At 73.1% G+C, this 13,997-nt stretch carries 7 protein-coding genes and 1 pseudogene; 2 read left to right on the top strand and 6 right to left on the bottom strand.

What is annotated here, in order from left to right:
- Positions 1-192 precede the first annotated feature (192 nt).
- A pseudogene (locus QQY24_RS29890) lies at positions 193-420 on the bottom strand (hypothetical protein); the annotation flags it as partial.
- A 552-nt stretch (positions 421-972) separates the two neighbouring features.
- Complete coding sequence (gene map / locus QQY24_RS29885; protein WP_301976390.1) at positions 973-1,740, bottom strand: type I methionyl aminopeptidase; 768 nt, start codon at positions 1,738-1,740, stop codon at positions 973-975.
- Between the two features lie 193 nt (positions 1,741-1,933).
- On the opposite strand from map, the gene lpdA reads away from it, so the two are divergent.
- Entirely contained in the window at positions 1,934-3,331 is a 1,398-nt protein-coding gene (lpdA, locus tag QQY24_RS29880) for a dihydrolipoyl dehydrogenase (protein WP_301975826.1), read from the top strand.
- A gap of 539 nt (positions 3,332-3,870) precedes the next feature.
- On the opposite strand, the gene QQY24_RS29875 is transcribed toward lpdA, so the two are convergent.
- The 3 genes from QQY24_RS29875 to QQY24_RS29865 form a co-directional block, all read right to left on the bottom strand.
- Positions 3,871-5,121, bottom strand: coding sequence for a YncE family protein (locus QQY24_RS29875; protein WP_301975825.1), 1,251 nt, complete (start codon positions 5,119-5,121; stop codon positions 3,871-3,873).
- A 767-nt stretch (positions 5,122-5,888) separates the two neighbouring features.
- Entirely contained in the window at positions 5,889-6,437 is a 549-nt protein-coding gene (locus QQY24_RS29870) for a TetR/AcrR family transcriptional regulator (protein ID WP_301975824.1), read from the bottom strand.
- 313 nt (positions 6,438-6,750) lie between these two features.
- Entirely contained in the window at positions 6,751-10,746 is a 3,996-nt protein-coding gene (locus QQY24_RS29865; RefSeq protein WP_301975823.1) for a type I polyketide synthase, read from the bottom strand.
- A gap of 248 nt (positions 10,747-10,994) precedes the next feature.
- Between QQY24_RS29865 and QQY24_RS29860 the strand changes: the two genes are divergently transcribed.
- Entirely contained in the window at positions 10,995-12,026 is a 1,032-nt protein-coding gene (locus QQY24_RS29860) for a hypothetical protein (protein WP_301975822.1), read from the top strand.
- A gap of 363 nt (positions 12,027-12,389) precedes the next feature.
- Here the strand turns inward: QQY24_RS29860 and QQY24_RS29855 are convergent, their stop codons facing one another.
- Positions 12,390-13,988: an FAD-dependent monooxygenase gene (locus QQY24_RS29855; protein ID WP_301975821.1), complete on the bottom strand. Its 1,599-nt coding sequence runs from the start codon at positions 13,986-13,988 to the stop codon at positions 12,390-12,392.
- Positions 13,989-13,997: the final 9 nt, after the last annotated feature.

The raw sequence follows: 13,997 nt of genomic DNA, 5'->3' as shown, positions 1-13,997 counted from the left end.
CCCAGTGCCCGCCCGTGACGGAGTGATCCGGCCGGCAACCGCGGTCGGGGCGGTGAACCGGGCGGTCGGCCGCCACCGGCTCCGGCCGGTGGGACATCACCGCGGCTCGGAGGGACCGCGACGAGGTGCTCCGCGAGGGCTTTCCCGCTCGGCCGGTTCGCCGGGTCGCGCAACAGTGGGCGCAACCCGCTCCCGGGCGGCCGCACGGGTGCGGGCCAGTTGTCGCAGCTCGGCACGCGCCGCCGGCACCGAGCGCGCGGCGTTCCAGCACGGGTGCCACCACAGCCGTGCGGACAGGCGCAGCAGGCGGCGGCGCAGGGCGGTGGTGTCACCGCGTTGCGGCGCGGCGAGTGCTTCGTAGGTGGCGTTGAAGGCGTGCTGCGTCCGCACCAGGTCGTCGGAGAAGTCGATGGCGTCCATACCCCCATGAGATGCCCGGCCCCAATTCGCTGTCATCCCGGACGCCGCCACCCGCCTGACCACCCGTGGGCGGCGCCCCGTGCCACCGGACCCCGACAGCGTCAAGGCCGTCGACAACGATGAGGACGTTGCCCGTCCGCCGGATCGTCATGCCGGGTCTCCCCGGTGCGGCACGGCCGCGGCGGTCGCGTCCGCTCCCGGGACGGAGCCGCCGGGCCGTTCTCGACATCCCCTGCCGCACCTTCTTCGAGGACTTCCCGGTACGGCAGCGCCCGTCACACGCCGGTCGTACCGCCGCGGACGGAACACCACGGCCCGGAGGTCCTCCCCCGTCCGCGGGCCGGTGGTCGGGGCTGCGCGCGGTACGGGCGGCGGCGGCGCGGTCGGCCTCACGGCCGGGTCCGCGGCCCGGGTCCCGGCCGTCGCTGCGATCCGGCAGGGCGGCCTGTCCGTCCCCCACCCCTTCCGCCGCACGGGGGAGCACGACGCAGGGGGTGTGCCGTCGGGCACCGAACGGTCCGGTTCCGGACCCGGCGGCGCCCGGGGGGAACGTCAGGGCAGGGTCAGGATCCGGGAGCCCTGGTCGGTGACGGCGACGGTGTGCTCGATGTGGGCGGCCCTGCTGCCGTCGGTGGTGCGCAGGGTCCAGCCGTCGGTGTCGGTGCGGTAGGAGTTCCGTCCGCCGGCCATGAGCATGGGTTCGATGGCGAGGACCAGGCCGTGGCGGAGCGGGAAGCCACGGCCGGGGCGGCCGCGGTTGGGGACGTGGGGGTCCTCGTGCATGCGGCGGCCGATGCCGTGGCCGCCGAAGTCGGCGGGCATGCCGCAGCCCGCCTTGCGGGCGACGGTGTCGATGGCGTGGGAGATGTCGCCGATGCGGTTGCCCACCCGGGCGGCGGCGATGCCGGCGTCGAGGGCCTGCTGGGTGGCGTCGATCAGATCGAGGTCGCCGGGGCGTGGCGTTCCGACGGTGAAGGTGATGGCCGCGTCGCCCGCCCAGCCGTCGAGCCGGGCGCCGCAGTCGATGCTCACCAGGTCGCCGTCGCACAGCCGGTAGCCGGTGGGGATGCCGTGCGACACGGCGTCGTTGACGGACGTGCAGATCACGGCCGGGAAGGCGACCGGGGCGAAGGACGGCCGGTACCCGAGGAACGGGGAGCCGGCTCCGGCCTCGGCCAGGACCGACCGGGCCACTTCGTCCAGTTCCCGCAGGGACACCCCCACGCCGGCGGCTTCCCGGACTGCGGCCAGGGCCCGGGCCACCACGCGCCCGGCTTCCCGCATCGCGTCCAGTGCGGCGTCGGTCTTGATCTCCACCATGTGCTCGGCTCCCCGCGACACGTCCATCCAATACTTATACCGGTATTAGTATCACGGTCGTGGTGGGGCTCCTTCAGCCCCCTCACAAGACGGGGCGGAGAGGGAGCGCCGCACGGAGGGCGGGCCGGGACCCGGCTCACGGGAGCAGACGTCCGGCACCGGCCCGCCTCGGACCGGTCAGTAGGCTGAGGGTGTGACTCACTACGATGTTCTCGTCCTCGGTGCCGGTCCCGGTGGATACGTCGCCGCCATCCGCGCCGCCCAGCTCGGCAAGTCGGTTGCGGTCGTCGAGGAGAAGTACTGGGGCGGTGTGTGCCTCAACGTCGGCTGCATCCCCTCCAAGGCACTGCTGCGCAACGCCGAGATCGCCCACCTCCTCACCCAGGAGAAGAAGACCTTCGGAATCAGTGGCGATGCCACCATGGACTTCGCCGTCACCCATCGGCGCAGCCGCTCGGTGGCCGATGCCAGTGCCAAGGGCGTGCACTACCTGATGCGGAAGAACAAGATCACCGAGGTGTTCGGGCGGGGCGTCCTCACCGGCCCGAAGTCGGTGGACGTCACCGGCGAGGACGGCGCGACGACGTCGTACACCTGCGACGACCTCATCATCGCCACCGGTGCGCAGGTGCGGATGCTGCCGGGCATGAGCAGGAGCGCCAACGTCGTCACCTACGAGGAGCAGATCCTCGACGACAACCTGCCGGACTCGGTCATCATCGGCGGTTCCGGCGCGATCGGTGTCGAGTTCGCCTACGTCCTCAAGAACTTCGGCGTGAAGGTGACCATCGTCGAGTTCCTCGACCGCATGGTGCCGACCGAGGACGCCGACGTTTCGAAGGAACTCCTGCGGCACTACCGCAAGCTGGGGGTCGACGTCCTGCTGTCCACCAAGGTCGACGCGGTGGAGGACACCGGCTCGGGCGTCAGGGTCACCGTCAGCCCGGCCGCGGGCGGCGAGGCCAGGGTGCTCGAGGCCGACAGGATGCTGGCCGCGTTCGGCTTCGCGCCCCGGATCGAGGGCTACGGCCTGGAGGCCACCGGGGTGGAGCTCACCGAGCGGGGCGCGATCGCCGTCGACGCCCGTGGACGCACCAGTGTGCAGGGGGTCTATGCCATCGGCGACGTGACCGGCAAGCTCATGCTGGCGCACACCGCCGAGGCCATGGGCGTCGTGGCGGCCGAGACCATCGCGGGTGCGGAGACCCAGGAGATCGACTTCGCGATGATCCCGCGGGCGACGTTCTGCCAGCCGCAGATCGCCTCCTTCGGCCACTCCGAAGCCCAGGCCCGCGAGCTGGGGTACGACGTCAAGGTGGCGCAGTTCCCCTTCTCCGCCAACGGCAAGGCGCGCGGCATGGCCGAGGGCGCCGGCTTCGTGAAGATCGTGGCGGACGCCCGGCACAACGAAATCCTGGGCGCCCACATGATCGGCCCCGAGGTCACCGAGCTGCTGCCCGCGTTGACGCTGGCGCAGATGTGGGACCTGACCGCCGACGAGGTCGCACGCAACATCTTCGCCCATCCCACCCTGTCGGAGGCGGTAAAGGAAGCCGTCGAGGGCATCGCGGGGCACATGATCAACCTGTGATCCGGCGGAACCGCCGCCTTCCGGGACCCGCCGCGGCCGTCCGCTGCCCCGAGCGGCTCCCCGGACTCGCGCGGGGACGCGGCCCCGGCGCGGACGGGGCGATGGAACCGCCCGGGACCAGGGCCGGGACGGGTGCACCCGGCGTGTGGCGGTGGCCGGAGGAGGAGTCCGGGACCTGACCGGCGGAGCGGCCGGGGTCGTTCGGCGCAGTGGCCGTCGAGGCCGGGGGCCGCGGGCCGGCGGGGATGTCACGTGTGCCGCCGCGGGGCGGCTCCGGCAGCGGGCCGCGCGACGCGGTACCGGGATGGTGCCGGTGGCGGGTCCGCCACCGGCACTGGCGGTGGGTGTGGTGATGGGGTGGGGGTGGTGTCGGAGGCTGAAGTGCGGTGGGAGGAGGCCGGTCGTGTGGGAGCCGGTCGAGCCGGCGGCGGAAGGGGGTGCCGGGCACGGTCGCGGTGCCGGTTGGGGCCGCGGCGGCCGGGCGCCGTCGAAGCGCTCCTCGTGCGCTTGGACCACGGCCCGGCTGCGGCGCTCCGGCGTCAGCCGGCGGGGCTGGTCCAGCCGACGGGGACGCGGGCGAGGCGGACCCGCTGCGGGTGGTCGCCGACGGGCACCGAGACGATCTTCCGGCCGGTGGCGAAGCTGATGGCGGTGACCTGGTCGGCGCCGCTCTCGGAGATGACGCAGGCGGTGCCGTCGCCGCTGACGGTCGCCCAGTAGGGCTTGGCGGCGGTCACCAGCGGTCCTTCCTGGAGGGTGGTCCGGTCGACGACGGTGGCGTAGTCGTCCATGGTCCCCGCGACGCACAGCTTGCCGCCGTCCGGGCTCATCGACAGCCCGTGGTGGCGGGAGTCGTTGACGAACGCGGTGCGGTCGTCGCTGGTCGCGGGATTCTTCGGCAGCGTCTTGATCCGGGTGATCCTGTCGGTGGCGACGTCGTACTCGGCGAACCCGTTGAAGTACGACACCTGGAAGTACAGCTTGGACTCGTCCGGGGTGAACACCGCCGGGCGGACGGCGTCGGACAGGTCGGAGCGACCGGCGGCGTCCAGCCGCTGGCGCATGTCGACGGTCCTGACGACCTTGAACGTGCCGGTGTCGGCGACGGTGATCTTCCGGTCGCCCTTGAGGACGTCCTGGGACGGGTCGTCGAAGTCGTTGTTGACCTCGCCGATCGCCATGTTCCAGACGTACTTGCCGTCCTTGGTGAAGACGTTCTCGTGCGGCTTGTCCCCGGTGCCGAACTTCCCGAGTTCCCTGCCGGTGTCGATGTCCAGTACGTGGACGGTGTTGGAGGTCGAGGCCGACACCGCGACCCTGGTGCCGTCGGGGGAGACGGCCATGTGGTCGGAGCGGAAGCCGGAGACGGGAAAGCGCCATTTCAGCTTGCCGGTGGCCAGGTCGATGGAGACGACGTCGGCGAAGCTGGGTCGCGAGGCGACCAGAGCGGTGCCGTCGGGGGTGGCGTACATGTCGTCGACGAACTGGTCGTGACCCTCGCCCGCGGTCTGGCGGATGCCCAGGAAGAACGCCAGCTTGATGGGATTGAGGTAGATCTCGGCCAGTCGCTGGTTCTTGTCGGGGATCACGTTGATCCGGCCGATCCCGGCGAAGTCGCCGCGGGCCTTGATGACGTCGGCGGTGCCCTCCCAGTTGTTGCCGACGAACATCACCTCCTGCAGTGCCGGGGCGGCGTGTGCGGGTGCCGGGGCTCCCGCGCCCGCGACCGCCGCCGCGATCAGGGCGGCGAGGGGGGCTCTCCGGGTGAGGAGAGGGGGCAGAGCGCGCATGGGCATCCTCCAATGCGGTTCCGGGGCCGCGGAGAAGACGTCGCGGCACGGGCGTCCGAGGCCCGGGAAGGGGGCCGTCGGAGGTGGTGAGGTGCTCGGGCATGGTCGGCCGAGGGACGCCACCGGCCTTGCGGGCCGTGCACGGGGCCCCATCGCCTGGACAACACTTCTTCGGATCGCGTCACCGGATGGTAAAGACCTGTCGTGTTCACCACAACCCCGCGTGCGGGAGGGTCCCCGCGCCACCGGTGCGGAGGATGTGGTGGCGGGCGGAATCACGCCGGCTCGGGACCGGCGCGGAGGCGAGGGCGCCGCACGGCGACGGGCCTCCGAGGGGCCGCGCCGGGCTTCGAGGAGAGCGGGTACGGCGCCCGGTGCGGTCCGCCGGTCACCGGTGGTGCGCGACCGCCGCACCGCACCCGGTCGACGGTTCCGGCCGGTCCTCCTGGCGCGCCTGCCCGGGGTGACCGCCCCGGAACGGTCCGGGCCCGCGCCGGCCCCGATCACCCTCGACGGCAAGGGGGCCGACCTGCGCGACGGCGCGTTCGCGGTGGTCGACGGGGTGCGGGAGGTGCGGTCCACCGCCCACGCCCGAGGGCGGGTACGCCCGGTCGGGCGGGTACGCCCCGGCCCGCCCGACCGGTGCCGGGGCCCACCGCGGAAGGCGCCGCGATGACACGGGGACCGGCACGCAGCCGTCCACGTGGGCGGGGGCCGCCGGTGGCCCGCCGGCCCCGCCCGCGTCGGCCCGCGGCCGCGCGGGCCCGTCAGGCGGTTTTCGTCCCGGTCATGCCGCCGAGCAGGAGCCGCAGGATCTGCTGGAGTTCCTCGGCCAGTGACGTGGTCGTCCCCGAGGACCGGTTGGCCCATCGGTAGAGGGCTCCGAGATAGACGTCGCGCAGGACGTTGCCGACGATGATGGGCGACATCCCCGGGTCCAGCTCCCCCTGGCGCATCCCGCTGTCGACGATCCTGGCGAACACCTCCGCGACGTACGGCTCCTCCAGGATCGGCCGGCCCGCCTTCACCCAGGCGGTGAGCATGGCCGTGGTGAGCTGCGGCTCCTCCTGGTTGATGCGGACCAGCACGGCCATGCACCGGTGGAGCCGCGCGATCGAACTGGGCGTGAACACGCTGTCCTCGTCGAGGCCCGTCACGAGCGCTGCGCGCCTCCTCTCCCCCCAGGTGGTGATGATGTCTTCCTTGCGCTGGAAGTAGTTGAAGAAGGTGCCACGCGCCACGTCGGCCCGTTCCGCGATTTCGTCGATGGAGGTGTGGTCGTACCCCTTCTCCACGAAGAGCTCGATCGCAGCCAAGTAGAGACGTTCCCTGACCCGTTGCTTGTTGCGTTCCCGGCGGCCGACCGGCGGCGGCGGCGTTGTCGCGCGCGAGTCCATTCCGTCCCTCCTGTTCCTGTCGAACTCACCGAGTCCGAGTGGCATGCCCCGACGGCGAGGGTGGGGGGCCCGAGCCCGGTCGGCCTCGTCGGGGCAGCGTCGTGCATTCGGCGGCAGTTTTTTATACCACGGTGCAATTTTACTGCTGCCCCGCTGCCGCGGGGCAACGGTCGCACGGCGGTTGCCCGCAGGGCGGCCGGGCCGGGCATCGCGCGCCCCCGTACCGCGCGAGCTACGGTTGTGCGCCGTGCCGGACGAGACTCCTGCGCAGGTCGGCGATGCTCTCGGTGCCCAGGAGCCGCCCGGCGGTGATCTCCGTGCCGTGACCGCGCTGCAGGTGCTGGCGGAGCCGGGTGGCCATGAGGGAGTCGAGCCCGAGTTCCCGTAAGGACAGCCGCTCGTCGATGTCCGACGCGCGCATGCCCAGCAGGGCCGCGGAGTACTCGACGAGGGCTTCCGCGGCGTCCTCGGCACGGCGGGGGCGGGACGAGGGCGCGGACGCGCGGGAGGGGGCGTCCGTGGCGGTTCGCGCGGCCGCCGGTGTCCGGTCCCCGGCGAAGCGGGGCGCCGCGGCGGGACGCGGCGGCCTGGCGACGGCTCCGGCGCCGAGCGCGCCGGCCACCTTCCTGGCCAGGTGGGTGAGCGGCACCGCGCACCGCTGGGTGACGGCCGGCACGAGCGCGGACACGCGCGCCAGCGGCGGGCCCGCGGGGGACGTCTGCGCGAGCCGTCGCAGACGGATGCCGGAGAACCGCGCCAGGACGCGGCGGTCCGGCGCGATCAGCAGGACGTCGGCCAGGAGGAAGGCCCCGCCGTCCTCGGCCCGCACGGTGCTCAGGCTCCAGAACTCCGGTTCCAGTTCCGCGTGGAACCGGACCGCGTCGAAGGACACGGGGACATGGGCGGCGTCGTCCCGGCCGGACACGGCTCCCGGCCGTGCCGCCAGGATCGTCTGCAGGCCCGTCTCCCAGCCGACGTGCGGCAGGGGTTTCGCCAGCCGCACGCGGGCCACGGCCTCGCCGTCGCGCCGCCACAGGTGCTCCGGCCCCCGGAACGGTTCCGCGATGTCGTGTCCGTGGCGCCGGGCCAGCAGGGGGAAGTCCTGTGCTCCCAGGTAGTGCCGGCACCGTGCGAGCGCGGCGTCGAGGGTGTCCGGGGCCACGGGACCGGCCCCGCCGCCCTCCGCCCTGACGATCCGTCCCGAGGCGCACAGGACGGAGTCCGGGGCGCCCCGCACCGAGGCCCGCACCGTCACGGCGGGGTCCGCACCGCCGCCCTGCCGGTGTCCGTCCAGCGCGACGTGCAGGACCGTGTCGCCCGCCGCGTCGAGGGGCACGCACGCGTCCCCGAGCCGCACGTCCCGCAGTTCCAGCGGCGCGCCGCGGTCGGCCTCCTGCGCCGTTTCCAGCATCGCCGCCAGGTAGGCGACGGGCGGCACGGCCGCAACCCCGTGGACCGCCACGCCGTCGCCCCAGTCCGCGGTCGCCCCCCACGCCCCGAGGTCGATCCGCCGCACCTGGCGGGCGCCGGCCCGCTGGACGGCCGTGGGGACGGCCGGATCGCGCCGGTACCGCACCGCGTCCCAGGAGTAGGTGGGGAGCGACGGCACGTGCCGCGGGCCGCCGCCGTACCACCGCCGCCAGTCCACCCACCCGCCGTGGGCGAAGAGCCGGCCGGCCGCCCGGGCCAGCTCGGTGGGCTCGTCACCGGCGCGGTACAGCGAGGCCACCGCGGCGGTGTCGACGCCGGCCGCGCCGAGGGTGTCGTCCATGGCGGCGAGCAGGACGGGATGGGGGCCGACCTCCAGGAAGACGCTGTCCGTCCCCTGGGCCGCCCTGCGCAGCGCGTCGGCGAACCGCACGGGACGGCGCAGGTTGTCGACCCAGTAGGCGGCGGTCAGCTGCGGGCCCTCGACCTCGTGGCCGTACACGGTGGAGACCATGCCCGTCCCGCCGGACGTCGGGGAGAGTCCGGACAGCTCCCGCAACAGGTCGTCCCGCACCGCATCCATCTGGGGTGAGTGGGAGGCCACGTTCACCTTCACCGGGCGGCACAGGACGCCGTCCCGTTCCAGCTCGGTCCGCAGGGCGGCCAGGGAGGCGGGATCGCCCGCGAGGACGGTCGTGGTGGGGGCGTTCTCGGCCGCCACGCACACGGCGTCGCCGTAGGCCTCGGCGCGCTGCCGGGCCCGGGCGGCCGAGAGCTCGACGACGAGCATGGCGCCACGGCCGGCCGTGCGCTGCATCAGCCGGCTGCGCCGGCAGATCACCGCGGCCGCCTCGTCGAGGGACAGGGCGCCCGACACGTGCGCGGCCGCGACCTCCCCCATGCTGTGCCCCATGCACAGGTGCGGCTGCACGCCGCGTTCGCGCCAGGCGGCGGCGAGGGCGACCTGCACGGCCCACAGGACGGGCTGGACGACGTCCACGTCCGTGGGGAACTCAGCGTCGGACGTCAGCCGGTCCAGGACCGACCAGCCGAGTTCCCCGCGCACGGCCCGGTCGCACGCGTCCAGTGCCGACCGGAAGGCCGGTGAGGAGCGGTACAGCGTCCGGCCCATGCCCGCCCACTGCGCCCCCTGCCCGGAGAAGACGAACACGATCCGCCTGTCGGACGACGATCCCGCGTCCGCCGTTCCCCCGTCGGGGAGGGTCTCGCCGTCGGCGAGGGCGCGCAGCCGCCGGGACAGCGAGTCGTGGTCGTCGCCCACGACCCACAGCCGGTGGGGGTGGGGGTCGCGCCCCGTGGCAGCGGCCGCGCAGATGTCGCGGAGCCGGTGCCGGCGCCCGGCCCCGGTGGGACCGAGGTAGGCCGCGTAGTCCGCGGCCAGGCGGCGGAGGGAGCCGGCCGTCCGCGCGCTGAGCACCAGCAGGTGGGGGCCGGTGTCCGTCACGGTGTCGTCGGTGGCGGGTGCGGGTTCGGGGACGTGGGCGCCGACGACCACGTGGGCGTTGGTCCCGGACAGGCCGAAGGAGCTGACGCCGAGCAGGGCGCGGGGACCGGCCGCGGTCAGCGGCTGGTTGCGGGTCACCACGCGGACCGGGAAGCCGTCCTGACCGAGCAGGGGGTGCGGCTCGTCCAGGTGCAGCGACGCCGGGACGACGCCGTGCCGGAGGATCAGCACCGTCTTGATCAGGCCCGCGATGCCGGCCGCGGCCTCGGCGTGACCGATGTTGGTCTTGACCGACCCGGTCAGCAGCGGTCTCCCGGCGGCCCGCCCCTGCCCGGCCGACTCGGCGAGCGCCCTGAGCTCCACCGCGTCCCCGACCCGCGTTCCGGTACCGTGCGCTTCGACGTAGTCGAGTTCCGAGGGTTTGACGCCGGCACTGGCGCAGGCCTCGCGCAGCATGTCCGCCTGGCCCTCGACGGACGGGCGGAGCAGCAGCCCGCTGCCGGCGCCGTCGTTGGTGACCGCGCTGCCGAGCAGGAGGGCGCGCACGGGGTCGTTGTCCCGCAGCGCATCGTCCAGCCGCTTGAGCACCACGACGCCCACGCCCTCGCTGCGGACGAACCCGTCGGCACGGGCGTCACCGAACCGGCAACGGCCCCCGGGCGAGAGCATGTCCCCCTGGGAGTAGGCGATGGAGTCGTGGGGGGACAGGATGATGTTGACACCGGCGGCGACGCACAGGTCGCTCTCGCCGGTGAGCAGGCTCTGCCGTGCGGCGTGCACGGCGACCAGTGACGAGGAGCATGCCGTGTCCAGTACGACGCTCGGCCCGCGCAGGTCGAGCGCGTAGGAGACGCGGCCGGCCGTGACGGCGCGCAGCCGGCTGCCGACCATGCCGTGGACGTCGGGCTCGTCGGCACGGGGATCGGTGTCCGCGTACTCGGAGGTCGCCTGCCCGACGAACACACCGCTCCGGCTGCCCGCGAGCCGGGAGGGGCGTATCCCGGCCGATTCGAGGGCTTCCCACACCACGTGCAGCAGAAGCCGCTGCTGCGGGTCCATGTCGCGCGCCTCCGCGGGCGAGACGCCGAAGAACGCCGCGTCGAAGCCGAAGGGGTCGGTGAGGAAGCCGCCGTGCCGGGACACGGTCCGGCCGGGGGTCATGGGAGAGGTGTCGTGGCAGTGGTCGACGTCGAAGCGGTCGTGCGGTACCGGGGTCACCGTGTCGGTGTTGTCGATGAGAACGTCCCACAGGTCGTCGACGCTCCCGATGCCCGGGAACCGGCACCCCATGCCGATGATGGCGACGGGCATCGTGCTCGACAGCTCTGTACGCATGTACGACTCCAAGCTCCAAGGCGAGTCAGGCGATCCATCGAGGTGGGATCCAAAAATACACCGGAGACCATTAATCGCCCGGGATGTCCCCCAACTCTTCGCATAAACCTGTTTTCGAGCCCTCAATAGCCGGACATTTGTTACATTTACTCGTTTGCGCTCTCCATGAAAACATGTACTTGCGTCCATAAGTGCTCTCGTGTTTATCCTTTGCCTACCGTTGCCGCAGCAGGTGAGGGGGAAGACTCATGGACATCGCCCAGATCGTTCCGCAGATGGGTGACGAGGAACTGGCGGCCTATCGGTTCCTCATCACCACCGGTGGGGCCCGGCCGGACAGAGTGGCGAGCAGCCTGGGATGGGGTGCGGGCCGGACGGAGCGCGTGCTGTCCCGGTTGAGCCGGATGAAGCTGGCGCGGTCCAGGGCGGAGGACCGCAGCGACTGGACCGCGGTGCACCCGGACACCGTCAGGCTCCACTACGCCAAACCCCTCTCGGGCGTCATCGACGCCTGGCAGGCCCAGCTGGAGGAACTGCGCAGTCAGCTCGACGCGCTCTCCGGCCTCTGCGCCCACGACGAGGACGGAGGCCCCGGACCCGTGGTCACCGTCGAGGGCGCGACCGACATCCGCGACGCCCTCGCGGTCGCCGTGCGGCGCTGCACCGAGGAGGTGCTCGCCGTGCAGCCCCTGGGCCGGGGAACCTCCGCCCTCGCCCGGGACGTGGTGTGCCGGGACGGCGAGCCGCTGGCACCGGCGGTCGGCGTGCGGGTGCTGCTGCCCCACCTGTCCCGCTACGACGCGGAGGTGCGCGAGTGCACCGAGCGGATCTTCGCCTCGGGGGGCGAGGTGCGGACCACCGCCGCGTCCCTGCCGCCGCTGATCGTGTTCGACCGTTCCGTGGCCTTCCTGTTCGACGACGAGGACACGGACAGGGTGCACAGGGTCCAGCACAAGGCCCTGGTGGAGTTCATGGTGCACATGGTGGTCAGCGCCTGGGCGACCAGCGCCGTCTTCGAGAGGACGGGCGGCAACAACCGCCTCCCGGAGTGCCTGACCCAGGAGACGAAGACCGCGATCGTGCAGCTGCTGGCCGCCGGCTACAAGGACGAGGTGGTGGCCAAGCGCCTGGGCATCGGCGTGCGGACGTGCCGGAAGTACATCGCCGAGTTGTTCGGCGACCTGGGAGCCCAGAGCCGGTTCCAGGCCGGCTGGATGGTGCGCGACCACATGCTCGTGGCCGGCTCCGCGATGGCGGGGGCCGACCGCGGCACGGGCTGAGCAACCGGGCGGCGTCCGGCGGCCGACCGCCGTACCGCCGGTCGGCGGGCCCTTCGGCACCCAGGGCTCCGGTGCGGCGACGACGCCGGTCCACCCGCCCTTGCGGCCGGTTGCCCCGCGGGCGTGCCGATGACGGGTCGAGGGCCTTCCGGCCCGGTGCGGATCGCGGCGTCCGCGCCGGGCCGGAAGGCCCTCGACCCGTGCGGTGGTAGGCCCCGGCCGGCCGACTGCGCGGCCGTCCCGGCCCCGCCCGGGAGAGCCGGACACGGCTCGGGACGGCCTGGGACCGCGGGAAGCGGCCCCGCGGCCCCTCGTTCTGCGCGCCCCCGGCGACTGCCGGGGCGCGCCCCTCCCCCGGGCCGGTCAGCGCGCGAGTACCGCCGTGAGGGCCGCCGTCAGCTCCCCCTCCGGATCGTCCGCGGCCTTCCTGCCGCGCCAGGCCACCACGGCGTCGGGACGGACCAGCACGGCACCCGTCGGTTCGACGCCGTAGCGGTCGCACCAGGTGTTGTCGCGGTCGGTGAAGCGCTCGCCGATGCGGTGCGCGTCCAGGGTGATCCCGAGCGTGCCGGCGGCCTTCTCCGCGGCGACGACCCAGTCAGGGGCCTCCTGTCCCGCCAGCAGCACGAACCCGCGCCCGAACAAGTCGTGCGTGGACAGCTCCCGCGTGCCCTCGGTCAGGACGACGTGCGGGGCACGTCCCCCGGGACGCCCGGTGGGGTGCCACGGATCCTCCTGGAGGCTGCCGTCGTCGTCGGCCTCGGTGCGGACCGCGGCGGAGTGGTACCGGAAGCCGAGGTACTCCTTGGGCATGGGGATGGGGGCGTTGGGGTCGGCCGGGTTGTAACTGGCGGGCACGCGGCCCTCGGAGATCTTCGCCAGCTCGACCTCACGCTCCAGCGTGATGTTGACGACGGGGCGGCGCTCGGTCTCGTACGTGTCCAGCAGGCCGGGGCCGGCCTCGCCGGTGAGCACCAGCGCCAGCCGCCAGGACAGGTCGTAGGCGTCCTGGATGGCGAGGTTGCCGCCCTGTCCTCCGTTGGGCGGGCAGGCGTGCGCGGAGTCGCCGGCCAGGAAGACACGACCGTCGCGGAACCGTTCGGCCAGTTTGTGGTTGATGGGGAAGAAGCGGGCGTTGACGAAGGTGACGTCGATCCCGGGGTCGCCGATGGCACGGCGGATCCGCTCCAGGCAACGCTCCTCGGTGAAGTCCTGCGGCGTCTCACCGCGCTCGGGGAAGTAGTCGACCCACAGGGTGTGCCGCTCGGAGCCGTCCAGGATGAAGCTGGATCCGCTGCCCGGCATCCCGATGACCTCGACCGCCCCCTTCTTCACGTACCGCGTCAGGTCGGCCTCGAAGGTGATGATGTACATGTGGCCGATCGTCCCGCCGCCTTCGACGGCGATGCCGAGCATGTCCCGCACCCGGCTCGTGTTCCCGTCGGCCGCCACCAGGTAGTCCGCCTCGACCACGTACTCCCGGCCGGTGGACACCTCCCGGAGCGTCGCGGTGACCTTCTCGTCGTCCTGGACGACGGCGACCACCTCGGTGCCGTGGCGCAGTTCCGCGCCCGCCTCCTCGGCGCCGACCCGGAGGATCTCCTCGACCCGGGCCTGTGAGATCCAGGCCAGCGGTGGCACCGGGGAGAGCTGCCGCGGGTCGGGCTGTCCGGCCTCCGGGTCGAGGAAGCGCCGCTCGGGGTCGGCCAGGCAGACACCGTGGCTGATGCGGGGCCACTGCGCGTCCCCCAGGGCCGCCTCGAGGCGCCGGCCCACACCGGGCAGGGTGTGCAGCAGTTCCTGGGAGCGTGTGTTCAGACCCCACGCCTTCGGCAGCGTGGAAGCACCCGGACGCCGCTCCACCAGGAGGGGGCGCACACCCCGTGCGGCAAGACTCAGGGCTGTGGTGAGCCCGGTGTAGGCGCCACCGGCGACGAGTACGGGAACTCGCTGGACTGACATGCGATATGC

The organism is Streptomyces sp. TG1A-8 (assembly GCF_030499535.1).
GTDB lineage: Bacteria > Actinomycetota > Actinomycetes > Streptomycetales > Streptomycetaceae > Streptomyces.
Note: the sequence above shows the minus strand (reverse complement) of the source record. Positions and strands in the feature narration are given on the sequence as shown.

Bases quoted from the DNA above. Each gene is read 5' to 3' on its own strand.
- QQY24_RS29860 (WP_301975822.1), top strand. From the start codon at position 10,995: ATGGACATCGCCCAGATCGTTCCGCAGATGGGTGACGAGGAACTGGCG.
- QQY24_RS29855 (WP_301975821.1), bottom strand. From the start codon at position 13,988: ATGTCAGTCCAGCGAGTTCCCGTACTCGTCGCCGGTGGCGCCTACACC.
- QQY24_RS29875 (WP_301975825.1), bottom strand. From the start codon at position 5,121: ATGCGCGCTCTGCCCCCTCTCCTCACCCGGAGAGCCCCCCTCGCCGCC.
- QQY24_RS29865 (WP_301975823.1), bottom strand. From the start codon at position 10,746: ATGCGTACAGAGCTGTCGAGCACGATGCCCGTCGCCATCATCGGCATG.
- map (WP_301976390.1), bottom strand. From the start codon at position 1,740: ATGGTGGAGATCAAGACCGACGCCGCACTGGACGCGATGCGGGAAGCC.